This window comes from Bradyrhizobium sp. RT6a, from assembly GCF_040547675.1.
GTDB lineage: Bacteria > Pseudomonadota > Alphaproteobacteria > Rhizobiales > Xanthobacteraceae > Bradyrhizobium.
On sequence record NZ_JBEPQC010000001.1, the window covers coordinates 1,602,516 to 1,626,210 of the forward strand.

24 protein-coding genes and 2 pseudogenes are annotated in these 23,695 nt (G+C 59.8%); 8 read left to right on the plus strand and 18 right to left on the minus strand.

The features are described 5' to 3' along the window. Positions 1–99: 99 nt before the first annotated feature. The 7 genes from ABIC03_RS07585 to ABIC03_RS07615 all read right to left on the minus strand — a co-directional run bounded on the left by ABIC03_RS07585 (position 100) and on the right by ABIC03_RS07615 (position 6,120). Positions 100–291, minus strand: coding sequence for a hypothetical protein (locus ABIC03_RS07585; RefSeq protein WP_354056800.1), 192 nt, complete (start codon positions 289–291; stop codon positions 100–102). A 130-nt stretch (positions 292–421) separates the two neighbouring features. Then, the gene (locus tag ABIC03_RS07590; RefSeq protein WP_354056802.1) at positions 422–2,686 is read right to left on the minus strand and encodes an alpha,alpha-trehalose-phosphate synthase (UDP-forming); all 2,265 of its coding nucleotides are present in this window, start codon (positions 2,684–2,686) and stop codon (positions 422–424) included. A 661-nt stretch (positions 2,687–3,347) separates the two neighbouring features. Continuing rightward, complete coding sequence (locus ABIC03_RS07595) at positions 3,348–3,623, minus strand: DUF5985 family protein (RefSeq protein WP_354056804.1); 276 nt, start codon at positions 3,621–3,623, stop codon at positions 3,348–3,350. Then, entirely contained in the window at positions 3,623–3,880 is a 258-nt protein-coding gene (locus ABIC03_RS07600; RefSeq protein ID WP_247502678.1) for a DUF5985 family protein, read from the minus strand. Before ABIC03_RS07600 ends, ABIC03_RS07595 begins: the two co-directional genes overlap by 1 nt. A 2-nt stretch (positions 3,881–3,882) precedes the next feature. Further along, on the minus strand, positions 3,883–4,254 hold the full coding sequence (locus tag ABIC03_RS07605; protein ID WP_354056806.1) for a hypothetical protein: 372 nt from the start codon (positions 4,252–4,254) through the stop codon (positions 3,883–3,885). Positions 4,255–4,425: 171 nt separating this feature from the next. Continuing rightward, the gene (locus ABIC03_RS07610; RefSeq protein WP_354056808.1) at positions 4,426–4,932 is read right to left on the minus strand and encodes a PRC-barrel domain-containing protein; all 507 of its coding nucleotides are present in this window, start codon (positions 4,930–4,932) and stop codon (positions 4,426–4,428) included. A 390-nt stretch (positions 4,933–5,322) separates the two neighbouring features. Then, positions 5,323–6,120: a Crp/Fnr family transcriptional regulator gene (locus tag ABIC03_RS07615; protein WP_354056810.1), complete on the minus strand. Its 798-nt coding sequence runs from the start codon at positions 6,118–6,120 to the stop codon at positions 5,323–5,325. Positions 6,121–6,257: 137 nt separating this feature from the next. On the opposite strand from ABIC03_RS07615, the gene ABIC03_RS07620 reads away from it, so the two are divergent. Next, a complete protein-coding gene (locus ABIC03_RS07620; RefSeq protein WP_354056812.1) occupies positions 6,258–8,351 on the plus strand; it encodes a sensor histidine kinase in 2,094 nt (697 codons plus the stop codon). After that, on the plus strand, positions 8,323–8,997 hold the full coding sequence (locus ABIC03_RS07625) for a response regulator (protein WP_354056814.1): 675 nt from the start codon (positions 8,323–8,325) through the stop codon (positions 8,995–8,997). The genes ABIC03_RS07620 and ABIC03_RS07625 overlap by 29 nt, the downstream gene beginning before the upstream one ends. 689 nt (positions 8,998–9,686) lie before the next feature. Here ABIC03_RS07625 and ABIC03_RS07630 read toward each other — a convergent pair. Then, on the minus strand, positions 9,687–9,917 hold the full coding sequence (locus tag ABIC03_RS07630) for a hypothetical protein (protein WP_354056816.1): 231 nt from the start codon (positions 9,915–9,917) through the stop codon (positions 9,687–9,689). A gap of 324 nt (positions 9,918–10,241) precedes the next feature. Here ABIC03_RS07630 and ABIC03_RS07635 point away from each other — a divergent pair, with 324 nt between their 5' ends. Then, entirely contained in the window at positions 10,242–11,492 is a 1,251-nt protein-coding gene (locus tag ABIC03_RS07635; protein WP_354056818.1) for a cation:proton antiporter, read from the plus strand. A 57-nt stretch (positions 11,493–11,549) separates the two neighbouring features. Here ABIC03_RS07635 and ABIC03_RS07640 read toward each other — a convergent pair whose 3' ends face one another. The 4 genes from ABIC03_RS07640 to ABIC03_RS07655 form a co-directional block, all read right to left on the minus strand. Further along, positions 11,550–13,100, minus strand: coding sequence for a chloride channel protein (locus ABIC03_RS07640; protein WP_354056820.1), 1,551 nt, complete (start codon positions 13,098–13,100; stop codon positions 11,550–11,552). A gap of 68 nt (positions 13,101–13,168) precedes the next feature. Continuing rightward, positions 13,169–13,435 carry a hypothetical protein gene (locus ABIC03_RS07645; protein ID WP_354056822.1) on the minus strand — a complete coding sequence of 89 codons (267 nt, stop codon included), beginning with the start codon at positions 13,433–13,435 and terminating at the stop codon, positions 13,169–13,171. 31 nt (positions 13,436–13,466) lie between these two features. Then, on the minus strand, positions 13,467–13,877 hold the full coding sequence (locus ABIC03_RS07650; RefSeq protein ID WP_354056824.1) for an FAD-dependent monooxygenase: 411 nt from the start codon (positions 13,875–13,877) through the stop codon (positions 13,467–13,469). Continuing rightward, positions 13,784–14,692, minus strand: a complete 909-nt coding sequence (locus tag ABIC03_RS07655) for an FAD-dependent monooxygenase (protein WP_354056826.1) — start codon at positions 14,690–14,692, stop codon at positions 13,784–13,786. The genes ABIC03_RS07650 and ABIC03_RS07655 overlap by 94 nt, the downstream gene beginning before the upstream one ends. A gap of 388 nt (positions 14,693–15,080) precedes the next feature. On the opposite strand from ABIC03_RS07655, the pseudogene ABIC03_RS07660 reads away from it, so the two are divergent. After that, positions 15,081–16,636 (plus strand): annotated as a pseudogene (locus ABIC03_RS07660) (ISL3 family transposase). A gap of 55 nt (positions 16,637–16,691) precedes the next feature. Here the strand turns inward: ABIC03_RS07660 and ABIC03_RS07665 are convergent. Continuing rightward, positions 16,692–17,165 (minus strand): annotated as a pseudogene (locus ABIC03_RS07665) (winged helix-turn-helix domain-containing protein); the annotation flags it as partial. 160 nt (positions 17,166–17,325) lie between these two features. Here ABIC03_RS07665 and ABIC03_RS07670 point away from each other — a divergent pair. The 4 genes from ABIC03_RS07670 (at position 17,326) to ABIC03_RS07685 (ending at position 19,615) form a co-directional block, all read left to right on the plus strand. Beyond that, the gene (locus ABIC03_RS07670) at positions 17,326–18,048 is read left to right on the plus strand and encodes a hypothetical protein (RefSeq protein ID WP_354056828.1); all 723 of its coding nucleotides are present in this window, start codon (positions 17,326–17,328) and stop codon (positions 18,046–18,048) included. A gap of 205 nt (positions 18,049–18,253) precedes the next feature. Beyond that, positions 18,254–18,718, plus strand: coding sequence for a phosphotransferase (locus tag ABIC03_RS07675; RefSeq protein ID WP_354056830.1), 465 nt, complete (start codon positions 18,254–18,256; stop codon positions 18,716–18,718). A 257-nt stretch (positions 18,719–18,975) separates the two neighbouring features. Further along, positions 18,976–19,176 carry a hypothetical protein gene (locus ABIC03_RS07680; protein ID WP_354056832.1) on the plus strand — a complete coding sequence of 67 codons (201 nt, stop codon included), beginning with the start codon at positions 18,976–18,978 and terminating at the stop codon, positions 19,174–19,176. 16 nt (positions 19,177–19,192) lie between these two features. Next, positions 19,193–19,615 (plus strand): hypothetical protein, encoded by a 423-nt coding sequence (locus tag ABIC03_RS07685; RefSeq protein ID WP_354056834.1) that lies wholly within the window; start codon positions 19,193–19,195, stop codon positions 19,613–19,615. Positions 19,616–19,621: 6 nt separating this feature from the next. On the opposite strand, the gene ABIC03_RS07690 is transcribed toward ABIC03_RS07685, so the two are convergent. From ABIC03_RS07690 to ABIC03_RS07710, 5 genes are all read right to left on the minus strand, one after another. Then, positions 19,622–19,996 carry an MOSC domain-containing protein gene (locus ABIC03_RS07690; RefSeq protein WP_354056836.1) on the minus strand — a complete coding sequence of 125 codons (375 nt, stop codon included), beginning with the start codon at positions 19,994–19,996 and terminating at the stop codon, positions 19,622–19,624. Beyond that, entirely contained in the window at positions 19,996–21,678 is a 1,683-nt protein-coding gene (locus ABIC03_RS07695; protein ID WP_354056838.1) for a PHP domain-containing protein, read from the minus strand. Before ABIC03_RS07695 ends, ABIC03_RS07690 begins: the two co-directional genes overlap by 1 nt. A gap of 481 nt (positions 21,679–22,159) precedes the next feature. After that, entirely contained in the window at positions 22,160–22,498 is a 339-nt protein-coding gene (locus tag ABIC03_RS07700) for a hypothetical protein (RefSeq protein ID WP_354056840.1), read from the minus strand. Positions 22,499–22,562: 64 nt separating this feature from the next. Beyond that, complete coding sequence (locus ABIC03_RS07705; RefSeq protein ID WP_354056842.1) at positions 22,563–22,826, minus strand: GlsB/YeaQ/YmgE family stress response membrane protein; 264 nt, start codon at positions 22,824–22,826, stop codon at positions 22,563–22,565. Between the two features lie 21 nt (positions 22,827–22,847). Further along, the gene (locus ABIC03_RS07710) at positions 22,848–23,306 is read right to left on the minus strand and encodes a YidB family protein (protein ID WP_354056844.1); all 459 of its coding nucleotides are present in this window, start codon (positions 23,304–23,306) and stop codon (positions 22,848–22,850) included. Positions 23,307–23,695: the final 389 nt, after the last annotated feature.

The following is a 23,695-nucleotide window of genomic DNA, read 5'->3' on the forward strand; positions in this document are numbered from 1 at the left end:
CTTCAAAGGAGGTGTGCGGAGTGCCTTTTCAAATTACGCCACTGCCGCGCTCACCAACTGGTGGGCTGAGAGGTGCTTCTCTCATGCCTGGACATGCCTCTATCTAGTTAGTAGGCCCGAAATCAGGGCCGCAGCGCCGAGTCCAATGAACGACAAAACAACTGGTGGATACAGGACCAGCGCTGCTTCAAAGCGCAGGAACTTCGGTTGCTCGCCGGTCCGATCGGGAAGCCCAATGAAGATCAGGATGCCTGCTACCGCAAGCATCGCAGCTCCGATCAGCATGTTCATATTCGCCTTCCTCCACATCACGGAGCAAAAAGTCGCAAGCTCGAGAGTGCGACCGAGCTGTCGTTTTGGAAATAACCAACCGTACGCTTTGGTACCGATATTCTTGCAGACCGCTTTTGAAGAGAGCCCCTCAGATCTGCTTCACGCCATGACCGGCCTTGGTGGCCATGCCAAGAACCCGCTCGCGGGTGCGACTTCTCGCTGCGTCCACCAGCATCGTGCCTGCCCAGCGATAGACGTTATGCTCCTTGACCTGCTGTCGCATGAGCTTCATGCGCTCGGCCTGCTCCTCGATGGGCATTGTAAGTGCAATCTCGATAGCCGATGCCATTTCTTCGGTGTCATAGGGATTGACGATGAGGGCCTCGGATAATTCTCGTGACGCCCCGGTGAAGCTCGACAAGCTAAGGACCCCAGCGTTGTCTTCTCGCGAGCTAACGAACTCCTTCGCGACGAGGTTCATTCCGTCGTGCAGGCTGCTGACGACGCAGGCATCGGCCCCTCTGAACAGCCGGAACACGTCTGACGGCTCGTAGTGCCGCGCGACCAAGTGTATCAGGGGTTGGCGACCGCGGTGCCGCTCGTTTATTTCGGCAGCGAGCGCCTCCGCTTCAGCCTGGAGCTTCGAGTACGAGCTGAGTTTGCTGCGCGTCGGTGCTGCGATCTGGATGAAGGCAACCCTGTCTTTCCAGGCCGGATTGCGCAGCAGGAGCGCGTCGACCGCCCGCATACGATCGAGAATGCCTTTGGTGTAGTCAAAGCGTTCGACACCGACAATCAGTCTCGTTCCTTCCGCCAACTCGAACTGCGAGATGATACTGGATCGGCATTCCGTGGGAGGTGGTAGCTTTTCCAGTTCCCGTGGCGGCCATTCGATCGAGATTGGATAGGCACGTATTCTGGTCTCGTGTCCTCCAAGGCTGACCGCCTGCACCTCGCGATCGATCCTGCTCTCCAAGAAGCGATCCACACCCTCGATGAAGTTGTTACAGTGAAATTGGGTATGAAATCCAACAATGGTGCTGCCGAGCAATCCTTCGATAATCTCCGCCTTCCATGGGCAGATGCTGAATGTTTCCGCATTCGGCCACGGAATGTGCCAGAAGGCTATGATCGTCGCCCTGGGCAGGCGCTCACGGATCATTCTTGGAGCAAGCGCGAAGTGATAGTCCTGGACCAGCACGATGGGGTCCTCGGTCCGCGCCTCGGCAACGACTGCATCGGCAAAGCGCTGGTTGATCTGCCGATACATCTGCCAGTCGCTCGACCTGAACGTAGGGCGCACGAAAACGATATGGCACAATGGCCAGAGCCCTTCGTTGGCAAAACCGTAATAATATCCGTCCTGTTCTTCCTCGGAGATCCAGATGCGCCGAAGCGTGTAGGCCGGAGTTGCCTCGGGCACGCCGATCCTATCGTTGTCGTCGACCGTCTCCCGATCGGCGCTGCCGCTGCCGTGTGCGATCCACGTGCCGCCGCAGGCACGCATGATCGGCTCCAGAGCCGAGACCAATCCACTCGCCGGCCGCTGCACCACAATCCCCGCTTCCGAAGTGTTGTGAATGTAGGGCTCCCGATTGGAAAGGACGAGAACTTCTGCCCCCGGCAGGACGCTTTGCAGCACCTCCTGAAGCGATTTCGGCGTCCAATCGATCTGGCTTGTAAACGTAACTTGTTCGGCGCCACGCAACAGCTTGTGAATTTCTCTATCAATAGACGAGCCACCGAGTTGGAGTGGCACTCCCTGAGCACCTCGACGGACCTCCTCGACCGCGCGTCGCAATGCCTTCATCCAGCCGCGCATCATGAGGACGGCGAAAATGATCGTGCCAACGGTCAGGACCAGAACGACGCCGGCAAGCGCGGCAAGCAGATACGCCAGCACCTGGCTGGACCTGGCCGCCGCGAAGCTGAGGTCGGTTAGAATGACGAGGTAGGAACGACCTCGGCTACTCGAGATCGGAAACGCAGCTACAAGAATTCGTCGCCCGCCGCTGGCGATGCTTGCGAAACTCTCGTTCTCGGATTTGGCCGACTTTTCGCAGGAGAAGCTCGCCGGCATCTCCGGTGTTGGCGCGAGCAACGAGCCTTCCGGATCACAAAATCCAACCGCGAGAATCTTCTTGTCGAGCGCCACTCTCTTGAAAAGGTCCGAGAGCCGGTCCCAGGCCTGGTCTTCCACATCACGACTAAGCAACGGCTGGATGGCGTTGAAGACCAGCTTGGATCTGGCTTCAACATCGCTTCGCGACCACTGCTGTACGATTCCTCCGGTAAATGGCGAGATACCGAACGCCACGATTGCGGCTACCGCCAGGCCGAAAATGCCATAGCGGAAGAACTCCTTGTACGATATCGGGGTCACTCCGGAGCTACCCCGACTGTCCGCAGGCATTTGCTCGAGCCGTCCAGCAGGCGCAGCTCTCGCGGCGCATTGGGCACTGCCGATTGCGCTAAGCGGTAGTGAGCGAACATATACCAGACCAAAGGACGGCTGCTGTTAGCTCGGATTGGCGAGCCGCCTCCCCTCCTCAAGGCCCGTACGCTCGTTGTTGCAGGTGAGACAAGTCGCACGTGCCATTTGCGTACCGTGGATTGCCAGCCGTTCATGCCGATGCGGCGTCTTTTCCTCGCAAGACAGGCAGTACGCTTGCGGAAACACATTGAGTGCCGTTTGATTCGATTTGCTGATCATGAAAGCCCCCTGCGCAATATCCTTCGGAGGTCGCCCGCGAGCAAGCGGCTGCGGGGCAGATCGGCTGCTATTGTACAGAACTGTACCGTGTTTCGTCACGTAGCAAGCTGTGCGCGCTCTGCCGAAGATCACTCCTGTCCCACACAGCAGCCCGCCAACGTCCGGGTGAATTAGCGCGCGGCGGGAGTTGGAATCCCAGCGTTCCTCGGCTGGGGTCCGCCTCCCCTGACGGCATCACCTGTCCATCCGTCCCGGGCAAGGTCGGTGGTCGATTCCCCTGCCCGTCGTTCAAGGCGCGAAAGCGGTTGTACGTTTGCACACCCAGCCAATCTTGCGAGTCAGCGCCTCTTGAATTCGAGCCTCACTTGCGCTTCTTCGGCAGCGCGTTCTTCCCGACGATCGAAAGCGCGATCAGACTGAATGTGATCAGGCGCGGGATGAAGTAAACCGGCTCGCTCGCATTCGTAACCTGCACCACAGCCAGGACAAATCTTGCAACGGCGTCGATTACAAACGCAGCTGCAAAGAACAGGAAAAGGGTGTCGCCCGTCTTACGCCAAAACTTCAGGAAGTATATGCTCGCCAGGAGCGATGCGAATGCCGTCGCACCTGAAAGAACGGGATTCAAATGGTCCATCACTCGGCCTCCCAGATCATGCCGATAAGCAGGACCGTCATGGCGAACAGGCCGATCGACAGACGCACGGCGGAAAGATCAACTTGAGGAAATACGATCTTATCGATCCACAGAGCAGCATTTTCGAAAGTCAGACCCGCGAAGCAGACGGCGCTCCACAGGAGCAACCTTGACCTGTTACCGATATATGCCCGAATGAGCAGCCATGCACAAAAGCCGCTCGTGATCGCGCAAAGTGTGTAAATCACCGCAGCCATGACTAATCCTTTCGAATCCTGAAGGCATCTGAAAATGCCTGGATGCGGTGTGGGCTGTTGTGGATGATATGTGTGATTGGGATCAAATGCCGCGAATACGCCAAGGCCAAGCTATCGACCATTGGCCGCAATTCGGGCCGCGGCGCAAACGCATAGATCCCCGCCTCGCCGTCGAGGAAGCCATCCTTCCTCAGGGACGCTAGAGCATCGGCCATCTCGATCTTGCCCGCGTAAAGGCGTGCAGCGAGCGATTCCACGTCGAAGCGCTCGCCGGGCCGCTTGTGGAAGAACAAAAGGGCTTCGAGCTGCGCCACAGAGCGAATGTAGCGTCGGACAAGCTCCTCTACCTCTTCCGGCAGTGCTTCATCAGACATCGTCGACCTCAGCAGGCGGCACGCAAGCTGATCGATTCAATGCGGAAATTCAAGACTGCTTTTCCTGCCACTACAAATCTAAGCCGACCGGATCAAATGCAACTGGAAAAGGCGGCGCCATCTCAGATGGCACCGCCGATAAGCATGCTGGAAATAGGGACCGAAATCGGCTCAGTACTTGAATTCGGGCATCTTCTTCAGCTGATCCTTGTTGGCGTTCAGCACCACGTGATCCGGATACCAATTGTCGCTTCGCTGGGCCGACGTTGATGCGCTTCCTGTCGTGCTCGTCGAACCGGCATTGCCGGTCTTTCCAGCGCCATCGCTGGACACGGTCTTCACCGGTTCTTTGGCGAATTTGAGCTGATCGAACGTTACGGCGACGTTGTGCTCGCCCATTCCAAGGAATCCTCCCACTCCGATCACCACGTTGGCAACCCGCCCGCTGGAATCCAGGATCAGATCATTGATGTCGCCGATCTTCTCGTTGCCGTTGTTATAGACGTTCACGCCAACGAGTTTCGATGCACGCCATTCACCTTCCTTATGCATGGAGGCGGTCGAGGCAGCCGGCTGCACGTTGGGCGCCGCGGTCGTCGCGTTGTTCTGGGACGACTGCCCCATGACCGGCGTAGCCAGCAGCATCGCGGAGGCAAGAATGCAAAGTGATATCTTCATGACGATTGCTCCTACTTCTGTTGGATCATCGTCAACTCATCGCACGCTCGCAAGTTTCGTTTTCCTGAATGCGAATGTACGCTCCCGCACGAGACTTATCCGACCAGCTTGAGGCGGCTCCGCATCTTTTGATGAAGCATTGCACGTGTCACGGAAGGGTTGCATATGATGAACTCGACCATAGCGATAATGTCGTCCCTGGTGCGATTGCAGCAAGGGTTCTCGTAAGCGGCAAGAAGCCTTTGGGCCTCCTCCAAGGCTCCCACCAGAACTTCGGTATCGGTTCGGATCCGGACTTCTTGCGATGACATCTCCGCCTCTATTGCTTCAAGAATATCTGAACTCTGTTGGCTGCCGTACAGCCGACTTAACGGCAGTGGGGAATCGCGTTCACGAATATGCAATGCGGAGGGGCGGCACCGCACAAGGACGGTTGTGCGCCGACAGGATGATCCCCTGACAATCGCAAGACATCGCTTTCAGCCTGGCCTCGTCCATGACGACGATCCCCGCCCTGCGACAGCCAATCACTCCGTCGCGCATCATACTCCCGAGAGCGACCGTAACGCCGGCGCGCCGGACCGCGAGAGCATTGGCTATGTAACTATGCGTGAAAGGTATCTCGCGAGACCCGAGCCTGTCGCTGGCAACCAGGAGCCACCGGGCGAGGCGCTGGTGCAGCGTGTGCCTGGAATTGCAGGCTGATAGCTGCGAACTGTGAATCAGGATCGCCTGAACATAGCCTAAAAGCATCTTTTCAAGCTCGACGTCCCTCTTGATCAAAGAAATCAGCTGATCGGACTGGATCCGAAGCGCTTGGCCCGGCACTCTCACGCTGCAGCGGTGCGGCGAAACGTGCATGCCCAGGACCAACGGCACGCCGACAAAATCCTTCATCCCGAGCGTATGGATCTCGACCGGCAGGCAGTCGCCCGCACGGGTCGTGACAGAACACCCGCCGGACTCGATGAAGTAGGCATGGCGAAGAGGAGTGCCGCGATCGTAGAGAATTTGCCCTTTGTTCAGAGACACCGTCTCGCAGCTTTCGAGCAAACGGCACTGCGATGAAGCCGACAGTCGGGAGACGAGTTCGTTGCGGCTAGTCCCGCAGAAGGGCTCGTCCAAACCAAGCCGCTTCGGGTTGAATTCGTTTTCGATCAACCGCAGTGGCGATGAAGAATGTTCCATGTCAAGCCCAATTCTAGACCGCTACAATGATTGCCTGTACGATGGGATGGATCGAGCGATCCTGGGAGTCAGGGTGACCGATAGAACTGTCGGGAAAAACCTGACAAGAACCAGAAACATCGAGGAAGTGCCAGCACGTGGGCGTTTTGCTGTCTCATTTGATACCCACCCGCATGGAGGCGCCCACCTCAATCTCCCGGCGCGCAGCCCGCCGCCCCTTGATCCTCGTCTTCATCGCGGCAGCGATGCCTCTTGCGCTTTTTGCCGGTTGGGTCGTTTTCCTGAACGCGCAGCAGCAGCGCAGGGGCTCTCAGGCTGCCGCCGTGGAGACGCTCGATAGCGTCGTCAACCGGCTTGCCTCCGAGATCAGTCTCCAGCTCGAGATCGCCGAGACCGTCGCGGCCTCCGCAACACTCGACAAGCCGGACCTTGACGCGTTCTATCGCGAAGCGACGCGAGTCAACGAAGCACGTCCTCTTTGGCAGACGATTCAGCTCGTCGATCCTGACGGGAATCAGGTGCTTGATGTCAGCCGTCCACTCGGGGATGGGATGCGCGCCACCGCCGACCGAGAGAATTTCGAACAGATCCTGAAAACGAGAAAGCCGGCGATCGGCGGAATTGGGCCACGTGGTCCCATCACCGGCAAACGCGTGGTGGCCGTCAGGGCCCCCGTTGAGCGCGATGGGCAATTGAAGTTTGTACTCACGGTGGCCCTGGTGCCCGATGCAATAAGCCAGATTTTGAAGAGCGCAGGAGCCCCGGCCGGCTGGGTGGGTTTCGTGGTCGATGCCAAGGGGAACATCGTCGCCCGCACCTTCGGTGAACAATCCGAACTCGGACAATCTGCCAGCGCTACGGTCCGCCAGGCGATAGCCTCAGCGCCAGAAGGAAGCTACGTCAAAACCACGCCTGCCGGCGAACAAGTCGACTCGATCTATAAAGTCATCCCCGGAACCAGCGGATGGTCGGTCCATTTCGGAATACCGACGCAGGAACTGAATGGTCCCGTCCAGCGCTCAGCCATTTTCCTTGCCGGGGGTGGGGTATTGAGCTTCGTCTTGGCTCTGACTTTGGCCTGGTACACCATACGCGACATTTCGCTTCGCCGGCGCGAGCAAGAGGCGCAGGCAGCATTGGCACTCAGCGCAAGTGAAGAGCGACGGAGGCTGACGATCGATGCCGCAGATCTCGGCGTGTTCAGCTGTGATTTTGCGAGCAGAGAAGCGATCGTGTCGCCCCGCGCCCGGGAGATGCTCCGGATAGACGGTTCGCGCTCCGAAGGAGATACGATCCTTCCGATGGATCGGATACTGAGCTGTATTGATCCCGCCGACCAGCGGAACTTTGAGGCTTCCTTGCTGAGTTGCCGTTCGGGAAACGTGGCGATTGCAGATTTCCGGACCGCTCCCCCTCACAGCCGGTGGCTGCGGGCCAGCGGACGACTGTCTCGCATCGATGATAAGAACTTGGACGTCGTATATGGCGTCATTCTGGACATCGACGAGACCAAGCGAGCTGAGCTGGAGCGACAGCAACTGCTTCGACGTCTTTCCGAAGCGGAAGAAAATGAACGCCGGAGAATCGCAAGAGAGCTTCACGATCAGATCGGCCAAACGGTCACAGGTCTCCTTCTCGGTCTAAAGAACCTGGAGCCGCTTCTTGGCACGAGCCCGAAACGCAAGCTCGGATTGGAGAGGCTCAATTGGCTGCAAGGACTGGCGAGAGGGATTGGGCGCGATATCCATCAAATCGCCTCTGACCTGCGCCCGACTGCCCTTGACGACCTGGGCCTTTACAAGGCGCTGGAGGCATTCTGCGCAGAGATCCAGCGCCGGTTCGGGATCAGCGTCGATTTTCAGCCTCTGGGCAGAAGAGATCGTCTCGGCCAGGACGTCGAAATCGCGGTTTACCGCGCCGTCCAGGAGGCCGTGAACAACGTGGTCAAACACGCGCAAGCTCGAAACGTCAGCGTGGTCATCGACCGGCGCACAGCTGAGCTTAGGATCGTCGTCGAAGACGACGGGAACGGCTTCGACTTTCAGGAATTCTCGCGGGGTGAGAGCCGCCACGCAAAATTGGGCCTATCCGTCATCGAGGAGCGCCTCACGCTGCTCGGTGGATCTTTGGCGATTGAATCTGAACCCGGCCACGGCACCTCTCTTTTCATGAGAATACCGGTGCCAATAGAGGAGATGGGCTATGTGCCCGATCCGGATCACGTTGACTGACGATCATCCGCTTGTTCTGGCCGGAATGAAGGCGTTGCTTCAGGACGTGCAGGACATTGAGATCGTCGGGGAAGCAACGGATGGACAGGCCGCCCTAGACATCATTCGCCAGGCCACACCGGACATTGCCATCCTGGACATTTCACTGCCCGGTATCAGTGGCCTCGAAGTTGCTCGCACCCTGGCGACGCAGCTTCCTCAGGTCCGTCTGCTGGCGCTGACCGTGCACGAGGATCACGCCTACGTTCATCCGATGCTGCAAGCGGGAGCTCGCGGCTATCTGCTGAAGCGCTCCGCGGCCGACGAGCTCGAGCGCGCAGTTCGCGCGATCGCTGGAGGTGGTTTGTATCTGGATCCCGCAATAGCGGAGAAAGCACTTCCATCCGCGCAGGGCGCCCACTCGTCTTCCGGCGCTTCCACAGCCGGCGAGCTGACACCGCGCGAGAGTGAGGTCCTCAGATTCATCGCACAAGGCTTCAGCAACAAGGAAATTGCCAATCAGCTAAGCATCAGCATCAAGACCGTCGAAACTTACAAGGCCAGGGCGGTCGAAAAGCTCGGACTGTTCACGCGTGCCGACATCGTGCGCTACGGCGTGGCCCTTGGCTGGTTGAGCCATTCGGGAAAGAGTGCGGATCAAGTTTGAGCGGGAAGTAGGTGGGCCAAACGGCCCTGCGTGGCATGCGGACGTCAGGATTATCCCGACAAGCCCCGCTCATCTCCTGACTGCCCGATGGGACGCCGTCCACTATCTTTCATGAAGCGGACGAGAGAACCAACGCGAATCGCCGGCCGGAACACCGTTCTTTCCGGCTTCTGCACTCCGCACGTATTGGACGGATCATGGTTGTTTGGAGGCATACATGAGAAATGTACTTTTCCGAGGACGTCCCGGTCGCCAGCTCTTTGCACAGTATGAGAAACTGCCCGGGCTCGCCACTCGGACGAGTTCGCGGCTAGATGCCCGCACGGCGAGAACCGCGGGCATTTGCCTCGCTTGCATCTATCTCACCTGTCTCCTGTTCTCGGCGTACGCGATTGCTTGACGGCAATAGGCGTTTGGCAACCGACATCGAGGAATGACGAAGTCGGATTCAACGTCCCGATCCTTTGCAGGAACTCGCTCGATCATGGATACAGTCGTGGTGCTCCTGGTCCTCGGTATGTTGTTCACGGCTCTTTGTGTCGCGGCGCTGGAGATCGCGGCACGTCGATTTTCCCGGACTCTTGAGCGTCAGCTTCCGATGTAAAGTGCGGCGCACCCATCTCACTGCGCGAAGATTGCTCTTATGCAAGGTGAGGGCCGCCTCGATCGACGGCCCTCCAAGTTTGCGCCTATCGGCAGACACGCACGTGCTTGACGATACGCCGACCATGATAGCCCCGAGTGACTATGGTTCGCACGGTGCAGACCCTCCGATGATGATGATAGTGATAGCCGGCCTGCATCGTCTCGGATGTTGCCGCTGCGCCGACCGGTGGCGCCATCATCGCATTGGCAGGAACCAAGAACTGAGTGCCCGCAAGCAAAGCAGCGGCCGCAAATCCATAGGCGATTTTCTTCATAGTTTTTCCTTGTCGTACGCCCCCTCCGCGCTTCTAGGTCGGTCCAATGAATGCGGAGTGAACGACGATACTGACAATCGTCGTCGCGATCTTTCGCCGCAGATGCAGAAAATGGATAGCTGCCCCCGCCGCTGAGAGGTGCTTGGAATTGAGGCTTATTCCAATCCGCTTAGATGTCCCGCAGGAACTGCCGAAGTTGCTTTTTGCTTATTCACGTCTCAAAAGTCGCTATCTCGAACGCACTACCCTCACCGGCTAGAGCGAACAGCGGCCTTAACGGAAGGGAGTGGACAGGCACTCTCGCCAGAGCACAAGGAGCCTGCCGTGCTTTCGCTGATGGATATTGCTGCCGTTCTGCTCACATTGTCTGCCGCCTTCGGCTGGCTCAATCACAAGTTCCTGCCGCTCTCCCGCAGCGTAGGTCTTCTTTTGATGAGTGTCCTGACGTCGCTGCTGATGATCGGTCTGGATGCAGCGGTTCCGACGGCTCATCTGCTAAACCAACTTGCCGACGGACTCCGACAGATCGACTTTACCGAAGTCGTCGTCAACGGAATGCTTGCATTTCTGCTGTTCGCCGGCGCGTTGCACGTAGATCTGGACACACTCAGAAGCCGCGCCATTCCGGTATTTATTCTGGCCGTTCTCGGCACCTCGATTTCAACCGTCCTCGTAGGCCTGATGTTCTGGTTCATCTGCGGCCTTGTGAACCTGCCCGTATCGTTGGCTTGGGCATTCGTGTTCGGCGCATTGATCAGCCCGACTGACCCCGTTGCTGTCCTGAGTACGCTTCGCAACACCAAAGTGCCGAAAGAGCTGCAGATCGAGACGGAAGGCGAGGCATTGTTCAACGACGGCGTCGGGATTGTTCTGTTCACGATCATGCTTCGCTTTGCGAGCACCGGAGACGGCGCTCAGGTTTCGGCTGCCGATGTCGCTGAGTTACTTGTTCGCGAAGCTGGTGGCGGAATAGTGCTGGGCTTGTTGACTGGCTATGTTGCGTATCGCGCGATGCGGCTCATCGACGACTACCCCATAGAGGTACTGATCTCTCTCGCGCTCGTCACCGGAACATACGCACTTGCGTTACATCTGCACGTCAGCGGGCCGCTCTCCATGGTCGCCGCAGGCCTCCTCATCGGCGACCGAGGACCGCGATATGCGATGAGCGAGCGGACACAAGGATATCTCTTCGCGCTCTGGACCCTCATCGACGAAATCCTCAATTCCGTCCTTTTTCTGCTTATCGGGCTCGAGACCTTGATACTGCGCTTTGATCTTCGCAGCCTTGGCCTGGCAGCAGCCTCAATTCCAGTCGTTCTCTTCGCCCGGTTTGTCTCCGTTTCAGTCCAACCGTTTTTGTTCGGATGGACTCAGCTGCTTTCCCTGCGCAACGCGCCCTTTCTCACCTGGGCGGGCGTTCGAGGCGGGATTTCAGTTGCACTCGCCCTATCAATGCCGGATAGCCCGGCCAAGGCCGCCATCCTCGCCTCAACCTATGCGGTCGTCCTGTTCAGCATCATCATTCAAGGCTCGACTCTAGGCTGGGTGGCAAAGCGGACTGTCGGACAATAGGTCTCGTCTCCAATGACCCTTCAAGCGCAGGCGACAAGCGTCTCATTTTTGCACTGATCAATCCTCATAGCTGTCGATGACCGCATCTGCGATCACGCGTTTGGTCAGGACGCCGACGATATCCTTAACGCGCGGGCGCGAGGCAGAGCGGACAACAATTGCCGCGCCAGCCCGATGGCGCTTCAACCTGGCAAACACCAAGCTTAGAAGGTCCTGATCGCGGCAAATGACCATCCGCCGCTCGACGAATTGCTCGACCATGAGAGCTGGATTCGATTGCGACTCCGCCCATAATCCGGAACGTGGTGGGATCAGCCCGACAATCCGGCCTTCGCGCTCAACCACGATAGGAAGTGCGTCATCGATATCTTCCGCAGCCATGGCCTGCTTTAGTGTCGTTCCTACTCCGGCGACGATAAAGCGCCTTTCCATGATGTCCTGGGCCTGCTTCACCAGATAGAGGTTGATATGCCGCTCCTTTGGAATGCGGTGACCGCGGTGGCGCAGCTTGACCGTGTAGATCGTCTCGTTGACGAGTGCACGCCTGACGCCTGCAGCCAACGCCACCGCAACGATCACCGGAACGATGATTGCGTAATCGCGGGTCATCTCGAAGACCATCACGATCGCCGTCATGACGCCGCCCGTACCTGCACCGACGACGGCCGCCATTCCAATGATCGCGGCCGAAGATGGCGTTAGCCCTGAATGAGGCAGGATTGAATTGGTTGCAGCGGCAAAGGCGGCACCCAGCGTGGCGCCAAGGTATAGTGATGGCGAGAAGATCCCGCCCGACGCCCCGCAGCCGAGGCTGACCGTCGTTGCCAACAGCTTCAGCACGAACAGCAGAGCCAGTAACCCCGCCGCCGTCATCTTGTGGTCCAGTATCTCCTGAATGACGGAGTAGCCCACTCCGTCGACGTAGGAGTGGCCAAAGGCATGGGTGAGCACCACCATCGTCAGGCCGATTGACGACATGCCGATGATATTTTGAACATACTCGTTGCCAGACAGCTTCGGAAACCCGTCTTCCATGAAGACGAGCAGACGGATAAACGCCCAGGCTGCCGCTCCAGACAACAGGCCAAGCAGGACGAATGCGAGAGCTTCCTGCGCATTGAAGGATGCAACCATGCTGAATTGCACATCCGGAACCGAAAAGGCCGGGTCCGGACCGATCAGGATGCGCCCGATCGTCGTCGCAGCCCCCGTGGCCACGACGACTGGAAGGAATGTCCGGTTTGAAACTTCCGGCAGAAGAATTTCCAGAGCAAACAGCACGCCGCCCAGCGGAGTATTGAAGGTCGCGGCGATGCCCGCGCCCGCGCCCGCGGACAGCAGCGTGATCCTCTGCCGGGTCGAGAGCCCGATGAATTGAGCAAAGGCTGAGCCCAGGGCTGAGCCTATCTGAATGATGGGGCCTTCGCGCCCGACGGCGGCGCCGCTTCCGATGGATATCGCGGATCCCAGCGCCTTTATCAAAGCTACCGAACCCCGAATTTTCCCGCGCTTGTAGAATATGGCGTCCATCACTTCGGGTACGCCATGTCCCTTTGCTTCTGGAGCAAACCGCCGGACGAGAAAGACGACGATGAGGCCGCCGATCACAGGCGCAAGAAGAACAAAGTCGCCGAAAGGACTGGGGCCCTCACTGACGTTTGCGTCGTAAGCGACACTCAGCCTGCCTTGAAAGACAAGTTGTGCACGAGGCCGATCAGCGCGCGAAACCCGACGGCGCCAAGTACGGTCATGACGCCAATCACCAAGGCGAGCGCGCAAAGTACGAGAAGGCTGACCTTCCGCTCTTCAGCAAACGGCTTGATGCTGCTGCCGATCAGGGCTTTTCGCGTGCCGTAAGTCAGGACCGAGGGCATTTGACCACTATTGCGCACAGACACCGATATGAACTCTGGTTCCGAAAGGCGGTTCCTGCCAAGAGGCATGGCGACAATCCGCGCCCACCGAGCCTCCAGGTCATCGCCATTGGACGCCCTTAGTGGTTGTCTGTCGATTCATGGTCCCCGCCCAGCGGTAGTCAGGAAGCTCCAGTTCGTCGGCGATGTCCCGCCCAATTGCGAGCCTCGCCAGTCCCGGTATCGAGAAACTTCTGACCAAGACGTTGCGGAAGAGCATTCCCACACGCGTTCTCGGCGCCAGGGCCCCGGCAAAGCGCTCCGCACCCCGCTGTTTCCGGCCTATATAGCTCTTCAGCCGCGCCTCGTATCCCGCAAACGCCTCCAAATATCGTCCACCGGACATGGCGAGTTCACCGGCCAAGACATAAGCTGAAATCATCGCCAGCGCGGATCCCTGCCCTGCCAGGAGCGAGACGCAGAAAGCGGCATCACCAATGAGCGCCACCCGACCTCGTGACCAGTTCGGCATCCTGATCTGACTGACGGTGTCGAAATAGAGTTCACCGGCGCGCTCCAGTTGGCGAGCATCTGATCGCACTCCCAGCCATCTCCGCCATACATTTCACGAAGGAGCGCCTTTTGCGAGTTCGGCGTTTCCGTAAAAACTGAGTGATGCTCGGCAAATACCAAGAGAAACAACGTACGATCGTCACGCAGCGTGAAGCGGCCGACCATGCGGCCCGGCTGACCGTAGATCAGATACACATCCTCGTCGCGCGATCGATAGCCGTGAGCTTCGAAGGCGGCCACGGTATACCCCAGACGCCGCTCGAACTGAGCCTGTGGTCCAAAGACCAGATTGCGCACGGCTGAATGCAGGCCGTCTGCCCCGACGAGAAGGTCGAACCTGCGCTTGCCGCCGTGCTTCAGTTGGACTTCGACGCAATCCGGTTTCTCTTCGACGAGAATGATCTCGTCTCCGAAAATGGCTTCGACGCCGCTGGCCCGTTCGAACAGCATGCGCGAGAGGTCACTGCGCTGAAGAGTAACGTATCGTCCATTCGTCAACTCGGAGAAGACGTCGGTACCGAAGCCGGCCAGCCGACGGCCAGCTTCATCTACGATCCGAAATTCTTGGGCGTAGTAGCCGTCGCGATTGATCTCCGGGATCAATCCCATCCGTTCAGCGATGGTGTAGCCGAGCCCCCAAAAGTCGATGACATAGCCTCCGCTCCGTAGAGCGGAGGCGCGCTCGAGGAGCGTCGGCTGGAATCCGGCTGCTTTCAACCAATAGGCAAGCGTGGGTCCGGCAATTCCAACCCCGGAGATTAGAACGCTGTTCATGCCATCTCCTCAGAAACGAACGACGATCAGCACGACGATGCCCGAGCTCGCTCTGGTGCTTCGGCGGTCTTCGGACGAGAATTAGTCGCTTGCGTACAAGAACATTTGAGGCCGCAACAGAGTATTACATACATCGCGACGCGATCGCCGCGATGATGTTCCGAGTGGTCTCGCCTGCGCAACTTCACTGTCGAGCTTCGGAATCTGGACTGTTCCGACAAAGGAGACGAATTGGAAGACAAGTTGACTGTTCATGTGAGGCATATCGAGCGCACCCTTCGTGTAAGCGCAATCGCTCTATTTGTCATTCGGCCTGCAATATTGGGTCTGACTCATTTCTGATGAAGTTTGCCGGGCGACTGTGCTTCTCAAACGGAGAATCAGCGCCATGCGGACGGGCTTTCAGATCTCATCGCTAGTACCGAGTGGTTTGGTGTTTGATGGCGTAAGTGACTCAATGGATTCGCTTATTCTGGCTGTTAGGTCGGAAGCTGCGGAGGCTCGGTGCCCTTTGTGCGCGACAGCGTCGAGCCGCATCCATAGCCGCTACGTCCGGCACGTTGCCGATTTGCCATCAGCGGGCAGAAAGGTGCGCCTCCGATTGCTCACGCGGCGCTTCACATGCGAGGTGCCGCATTGCCGCCGGCAGATCTTCGCGGAGCGGTTCGGAGAAGACGTCGTTCCGCTCCGACGGCGTCGGACGGCACGGCTCGAACACATCGTCCATCACCTGGGGTTGGCGCTCGGCGGCCGGCCGGCAGCCAGCTTCGCCAAGCGGCTCATGCTGCCTGTCAGCAACGATACCTTGCTGCGGGTGGTCCGCCGGCGGACGGCGATGCCGACGGATCGATTGCTTGTTGTGGGTATCGATGACTGGGCGTTCCGGAGAAACCGTCGGTACGGGACCATCGTATGCGATTTGGAGCGCCGGCGGATCGTTGCCTTGCTGCCCGACCGGGAAACGGCGACCGTCCAGGCGTGGCTGTCGAAGCACCCGGGCATCAACATTGTGTCGCGAGATCGCGGTGGTGGATATGGCGAGGCAGCAGCCAAGGCGCTGCCGAACGCAATCCAGGTCGCCGACCGCTGGCATCTGATGGAAAACGCGAGCGCGGCCTTCCTTGATGCGGTGCGCCGCTCCATGAGTAAAATCCGAACCGCAATCAGGGCGACGACGATCGATCTTAAACTGCTGACCTGCGCGGAAAAGCTTCGCTATCAGGGCTATCTGCGGCGACAGGACAGCCATGCCGCAATCGCGGTTCTTGTCAGCGACGGTGTGCCGCTCAAGGAGATCGTCCGCCGCACAGGACATAGTCGCAATCTGGTTCGCCAAATTAGTCGCGGCGGCGGTACGGATGTCTTCCGCACCCGTCAAAGCACCCTGGATGGGCACCTGGCGTTCCTGGACGCGCAGTGGTCAGGCGGCTGTCGCAACGGTGCCGAACTCTGGCGCCGTTTGAGAGGGCAAGGCTTTAAGGGATCACTGCGCGTGGTGGCAGAATGGGCCACGCGACGGCGACGCGCCGAGACTATTAGCCGTCAACAATTGCAGAAGGTCCCTGCCGCCAGGACGATAGCGCAGTTGATGACGACGAAGCGCGACCACCTAACCAAGGCCGAGACCGTCACGGTTGCCGCTATTGAACAAAGCGTTCCTATGCTGGCCGATGCCCACGCTCTCGTTGGCCGCTTCCACGCGATGGTCCGAAAGAGGGCCGAGGTCGAGCTCGAATCTTGGATAGATGAATCCAAGCGGAGCCTCATTGGCACATTCGCGAATGGCATCGCCAACGATAAGGGCGCGGTGACGCGGCAATCACGCAACCGTGGTCCAATGGCCAAGTGGAAGCTCAGATCACCAAGCTCAAGCTGGTCAAACGGCAGATGTACGGGCGCGCTAAGCTCGATCTCCTTCAGGCTAGGCTGATTGGCGCGCCATAAAAACAAACACGATCATCGAATATGCGTCAGAGCCAAATTTGCAAGCCGATTGACAGCGAGAAAGCGCGGTAGTGATCTCCTCAACCATTCCATCCGCGAAGTACTCCTGTTCGGGATCGCCAGACATGTTCGCGAACGGCAGTACGGCGATGGAGGGCTTGTCGGGAACTGCAGGAGCGCTCTCGGGCCCATCGCCTGGATCTGGGCCCGCAACTTCGCGCGCCTCCCGCACCTGTCCGATGAAACGGAAGCCCTTTCGCGGTAGTGTTTTGATGAAGCGCTGCTCTTCGCCGGAATCGCCGATTGCAGCCCGGGCAGCATTTAGGCGGGTTGTTAGCGCCGCGTCAGATACGCTGCGCCCATTCCAAATGGCTTTGATGAGGTCGTCCTTGCTGACAACTCGCTCCCGGTTGCGGATCAAGTAGTCGATCACATCAAATACCTGGGGCGCGACCGGGACGAGTTCGTCCCCGCGATGCAGCTCGCGCCGGTCGGTGTGGAAGACGTACTCCTCAAACAGATAGCGCAACTGCCATCCTCCGCCGTGTCAGTTCCGCAGCGAAGCAACGCCTCTCCCGCCAGCCGGAATGGAAGAGAATAAGCCGCTGATAAGGAAAATGTAAGCCGCTCGTAAAGCGCACCGGACCGCCCTTCGGCAGTCTAGCCGAGAAAACGTAGCAGAGGCGACGATGAGCGCGACCTACGACTCCAAGAGAATGCGACGGGCTGGTGCATTTGCACAACGGAGTGCCGGCCTACTTGTCTGCTCTGCGCTTGTCGTCGCCTGCGCCAACGCTGCTGAAGCCCAATGCTCGGCGCAGGATGTCCTGCGCAATCACCTGGCGCTCAAGGGGACTCCACCAGCCCGCGACACTCGGACTTCATTCAGCTCCGCCGCCGAGGTTCCTTTCTGGAAGAGGATTACTGTCGGGACGTTTAGGGATTTGGCCGCTCTTCGGGACGCGATGAGTGCACTGGGCTGCGGTGTTGGGAGCTCGGCCGACGAGATTCTCGGAAGGCCGACCTTTACCCTCAGCACGAAGAAGACAGAGGTCGAGCTTGTTGCCGTATCGCCAGCCGAACTTGGCTTTGCGGGCACAACGGCAACGCTGCGGAAAGTCTATGCGCGCGCGCAATTGCTGGGCCTTCTGCTTGCACCCGCCGAAGTCGCGCTGCAGCTAAGGCTTCAGTATCTGGACCAGCCGATCGGCGAATTCCTTATCATGGCCATGGATCCGATCAGGACATGGGCTGGTGTACCGGTCATCCTAACAGTGGCCAATGGTGGGGCGGGTCTCATTCTGATCGGGCAGGACGGCGAAGACGGTTTGGACCTGCCGGTGAGGTCGCGTTTTGTTTTCGTTCGGCCCGGTACATCCGGGCCTTCCCAGGCAGCCGCATTCGCTCCATAGCCAGGGGTAAAACCGATTTTGTCGCTTCCGTCCTCCGCATATCGCAGAGCGAGACAGTAGATCGGCGCATAGCGCGCTTGCAGCATCGTAGAGAGGAACGAATGTCGGCGAGAATACATGCAGCGCTGATGCTTGGCCTGATTGTGTTGGCGAGACCGGTGCTCGCCCGTGATGACGGGCGCTACGCCAATTCGCCGCTGAAGCCATGCGCGCGTATATGGAGAGCGAGTTGCGGCACGAGGACGGCAAGGTCCCGAAGCACGTCGCCACCAACATCCTCGCCCTGATCGATCGCCTGTCGACCGGCGACGGGCTTTGCCATTGCGACCTTAGCCCCGGCAACGTGATCATGACGGCGGAAGGCCCCAAGCTCGTCGACTGGACCTTCGCGATGCGCGGGCCCGCCGCCTTCGATCTTGGGTACTTGCATGTCATCCTGTCCGAGCTCGGCCCGGAAATAGCCAACAATCCGGAGCGGCCGCGCGCGACCAATGCGGCGGCGCAATCCGAATATGCGCGATTGGCCGGCATGTCTCTCGCGGAGCTGACGGCGGCAATGGAGCCGTATTTGCCCATCGTCCGCACCTTCGTCGTCCTTGGCAACGTGGTGCCTGCGCTGCGGGAGCCACTGATCCAGCGCATCGAAGCGGGGCTGCGTTCGGAACACTGAACCGTCTTGTCGCGCGCGCGAGCCGAAGTGGCCTCGAAGCGACGCATCAGTGTCTTGTTTGGGATCACTGGCGGTCCTCGACATGCAGCTGGCTCGATGTCCTCAATCAATATCGAAGCCGAAGTTGACTGGCCTGACATTCGGCCCATCCCAGCCTTCGCTAGAATTCCGAGCCATTTTCCGCAAAGCTTAACATGCCTGAATCCCCAAGCCGGCAAACGCGGCTAGGATGGGGCTTTCCCTTTGGGGGGAACCTCATGTTCGACACGGAAGCTACCGCGCTTTTGCGCGCGGTCCTCGATGAAGTCTGCGAAAGCGTTTCGCACCGCGAGATTGGAGCACGGACTCACGTCGCTTCGAAAATCCTGGAGGCCGCCACCAGAGGCGAGGTTTCGCCCGATGGGCTCAGGCGGGTCGGCCACGACGCGCTGTCCCGTGCACCCACGATGTGGCGCTGATTGATCCGGAGGGGGCGTGAATTTCCAGGTGACGGTCCTCAAGATCCTGGTGAGCTATCCGGATGGCTTCGCCGTCATGGAGGACCTCAAACGCGACATGGCCATCCTGGCGACCAGCGGCCGCGAATGGGCGGACCGGACCAAGCGTCTCGCCGCGCGGGTGCCCGATCTCGATATCTTTTCCCACGGGCTGGTCGAACGCCTCAGCGGCGGATGGCAGATCACGGCCAGGGGAAGGGCGGTGCTGGAGTTCATGGAGGCCCGCCCCGGTGCGCCCGGACCGATCCCGGCGCCTTTGGTCGAGGAAGCTACGGCTCCGATAGCCGCTGCGACGCAGGTTCCTCCGCTGCCACAGCCCGTCGATCGAGCCAAGCGGCGCCGTGAGCGCCGCGAAAGGCGGCGCGAGGCGCGCGAACGAGCGAGGGCGAACGCCTCCTGAAGTGTCCTACAGAGGTGGCAACGCACGAAAAGAGGACGGAGGGCGAGCCCGCGCGGTATCACCAGCCGCGACCATCCCGCCGGCCCTTACCAGGCCCAGCACCCCAGATTTGAACGGAGGGCCCGTTTCCGCCGACGAGAGCACCTGTTGCTTAAGGCCGGGCTGGAAGCGGTCGATCAGAACGCAAGGCGTCCGGAGGCCGGTCAGCTCCACGATCGCCGTTGGTCCAAGCTCGATGAGCGTCCGGAGAGGCATCCGCTCAAGGTCCAGACCGGCAGTGGTGACATTCTCGCCCAGGTCCCCCGCTGCGACCTGGTGACCGCGATCGGCGGCAACTGCGACCACGGTGGCCTCCACCGAGAAGCCGTGCCCTTGCTGCATCAGGCCGCCCGGGCGAACGAGCGCCGCTTCTGGCGGAGGTAGCGCGTGATCTCCGGAAGGGCCATCGCGTTCAGGACCCGGTCGGCGGGGACACCGCCCTTCCGAGCCATCTCGACGCCCCAGTGCATGTGGTCGAGCTCGGGGACCGAGTGCGCGTCCGGATTGATGCTCATCAAGCAGCCGAACTCAAGGGCGGCGTGGTGCCAGCGCCAATCCAGGTCGAGGCGCCATGGATGGGCGTTGATCTCGACGACGACGTCATGCCTGGCGCATGCCCGCAGCACCTTCTCGATGTCGATTTCATAGCCCGGCCGCCGCTGCAGCTGCCGCCCGGTCATATGGCCTATGATGGTGGTGTGGGGATCGGAGATCGCACGAAGCAGGCGCTGCGTCTGCGCCTTGCGGTCGAGTTTGAATCGGCCGTGGATGCTCGCGACCACGAAGTCGAAGCGCTGCAGCACTTCGTCCGCATAGTCCAGCGAGCCGTCGGCCAGAATGTCGGACTCGATGCCTTTCAGGATCCGGAAATCCTTGCCGAAGCGCTTGTTCAACCGGTCGGCGTCCCGGTGCTGCTGCGCGATCTCTTCCTCCGAGAGACCGCCTGCGTAGTGCGCGGACTTGGAGTGGTCGGCGACCCCGAAATACTCGAAACCGCGCTGGCGCGTGGCCTTGGCCATCGTTTCCAAGGTCTCCGTGCCGTCGGACGCATCGGTGTGGCAATGAAGGATTCCGCGCAAGTCCTTGTCGGTGACGAGCTTCGGCAGCTTGCCCTTCAGGGCCAGCTCGACCTCGCCGCGGCCCTCACGGAGTTCAGGATCGATGAACGGCAGGCCGAGGGCACTATAGATCTGGGCCTCGTCGCCGGCGATCAGGGTGCGACCCTTGTGCAGCCCGTCGCTCTCCAGCCGCATTCCTTTCTCCGCGGCCAAAGCCTGGAGCCTCTCGATGTGAGCGGCTGAGCCGGTGCCGAAAAGAAGGGCGGCCCCGAAGTGGTTGCGGTTGGACAAGCGGATTTGCAGTCCGTCCGCCGCCGAAGCATTCGCCGCCTTCTCGATCTTGGCAGCCTCCGCGACGATCCTGAGGTCGCCGACGAGTTCGCAGCCGCGGCGGAAGTCGCCTGCGATCGTCACGCGCTTGAGCTCCGGCCGGGCCTTGCGGAGCGAGTCTTTGGCGTGCGCAAGCAGGGCGGCGGCACGGTGCAGATGGAGGCGACCTTCTCCACTTTTCGCGATGACGAGGTTCTGCAGAATCTTGGTCTGCAGCGCCGCGCCGAGACCTCTGGCCTTCTTGATGCGGTCGTCCTTGGCGGCGGCCTCCAAATCCGCGAGCGAAGTGATGCCGAGATCCTTGTAGAGCCGCAGCACCTTCTCGGGGCGGAGGCCGGGAACGGCGAGCATCTCGAGCACGCCCTCGGGTATCTCCTTCCGGAGCTTCTCAAGGCTCGGATGAGAGCCCGTCTTGTGAAGCTTGGCGATAATCTTGGCGATCGCCTCGCCGACGCCGGGGATTTCCGTGAGCCGGTCTTCGGCGATGAGCACGTCCAGAGGGACGGCAAGGGCCGCCAGGCTGTCTGCGGCCCGCGTGTAGGCTTTGGCCCTGTAGGGGTTCCCGCCACGCAACGCCGTCCGCTGTGCGTATTCTCGCAGGAGACTGACGATCGTGCGAACGTCCACGGAAGCCACTCAACGAGCCTCCCGTTCCGCGCCCGGCCTCACCGGAGCAAAGGCTCCTTTAGCGGGTGGGCGGTCATCGCGCCGGCGATCGAGAGATGCCTCAAGTTTCTGCGCTGCCCGGAAGTCCTCAATGTGCTGCGTGTTCGGACTATAAGCGGCCTCCTTCTTGAGGAGATTGTAAATTCGCCCCGCAACCAGCTGCAGATGCTTCATCCTGCCGCGCGGCATCGATCGGGCTTTGCAAAGAGCCCGGACGGCGTAGGCGCGGAAGTAATCGAAGGCATCAGACATGGTCTCGGTAAACGCCCATTCTCGCCTATAGTTCGGTCGACATTGTCAGCCCGCAGGACCGTTTGGACGAGATTTGGCGTGCACGTATAATCGTCAGCAGACCACAGCTCAGCGCGTGGCGAGAACAATGAAGGCAGGGGCGATGAAAAGCGCCGCTGCCACGTTCGTTTACGGCCGGCCTGTTCGAAACGTTCGGACCTCACGTTTTCGGACTTGGCTGCGGAGTGGGGAGACCTTGGGGAGGCTGAGAAGGTGCGGGATTACTCTGCTGCTGAGGTGCTACGGCGTCGCCGCCCGCATGAGGAACGCAGGTACCGATGTTGCTGAGCAGGCGCTTGGCCTGGAGATCGCGGACCTTCGAGTATTCGCGTCGTCGCTCGATATTGGCCGCGGCCCATCTGTCCCAGGCCTCGAAAGCGTCCGTATAGTGCTTTCGCATCTGTTCCTCGGCGGCGAGGCAATCGGCGAACTTGTCGAAGACCAGGTCGGTGTTGACCGGGGTCATTCCTCCTACCAGGACCACGAGCATCCATTTCATCTTGCCGATCGCCTTTCGCGCCGGGCGAATTCTCCGCTAACCCGCAAAATTCCGCTCGCTGTGGTTAGATGGCCCGACGGCTGCGACCGGCCACAAAACCGTAGACGAAAAGCACGATGATGGCGCCTACCACTGCCCCCACTAGCCCCGCGCCTTCTCCAGCCCGATACCAGCCGAGAGCCTGACCAAGATAGGTCGCAACGAACGCCCCTACTATTCCCAGGATTGTGGTCAGGATGAAGCCCGACGGCTCGTTGTCGCCAGGCATGATGAACTTCGCGATGATGCCTGCGATGAAGCCGATGATGATCGTCCAGATGATGCCCATGTCTCTCTCTCGTCGCCGTGATTATCCCGCCGATGAAGCCGGCAGACGTCCATCAGGCGTGTATTTGTCCACGGCCGTCGGAAGCTCTCGGGACAAGCGCTCGAGAATCTCCTGCTGCGACAGGCCGGTCTGCTGCTCCAGCTTTTGAAGGACGTCCGGACCGATAGCCTGCTGGAGTTCGGGCGGGGTGACTTCCCGGTTTGGCCCCTGATTGATCCAGGATTGAGCCGCATCGCCCTGTCCGTTCTGCTTGAAGTGCTCGAGCAACTCGCCGATCCCGCCGTTCAGCAGCGAACCGACGCCGCCGCCTCCCACAAGGCCGCCAAGATTGCCGAGCATGCCGCCCAAGGAATCCTTGGCACCCGACGGCTGACCGGAGGTCGCATTGCGAAACATGTCCGCCAGCTTGTCACGATTCTGGTAACCGGCGATTGCGAGCATACCCAAGAGGGCGGTCATCGATGGCATTCCGCGACTCATTTTCGGCTCCTGAGTTCGACGATCGGCAACCAACCTACGCTGGGCTGAGAAGTTCCAGGTTTTCCCGGTCCGTGGGTTTGGAATGGAGGATTTAGAAAAGCATCTGCAAGAAACGGGGGCGGCTCCGGGCGCGTACCTGAAGCCAATTGGAGCGGAGCGTCCGGAGGTGCACAACTCGGACGACGTGCGCCAAAGGGCCGCTGTGCTCATGCGGCGCGACGAAGCCTTCGTGCATGCTGTTGAGGAAACGAATGGAAAAAGGCCAGCAAGGTGGAGCCGAGATGCTGCGTCGCTCGCAGTCGTTCGGCTCGGGCCCGCAACAGCTTCTTTGCGGGAACCCCGCGATTCCTTGAAGCGTTGCACTGCCGTCAGTTTGGCGGACGGAGGAG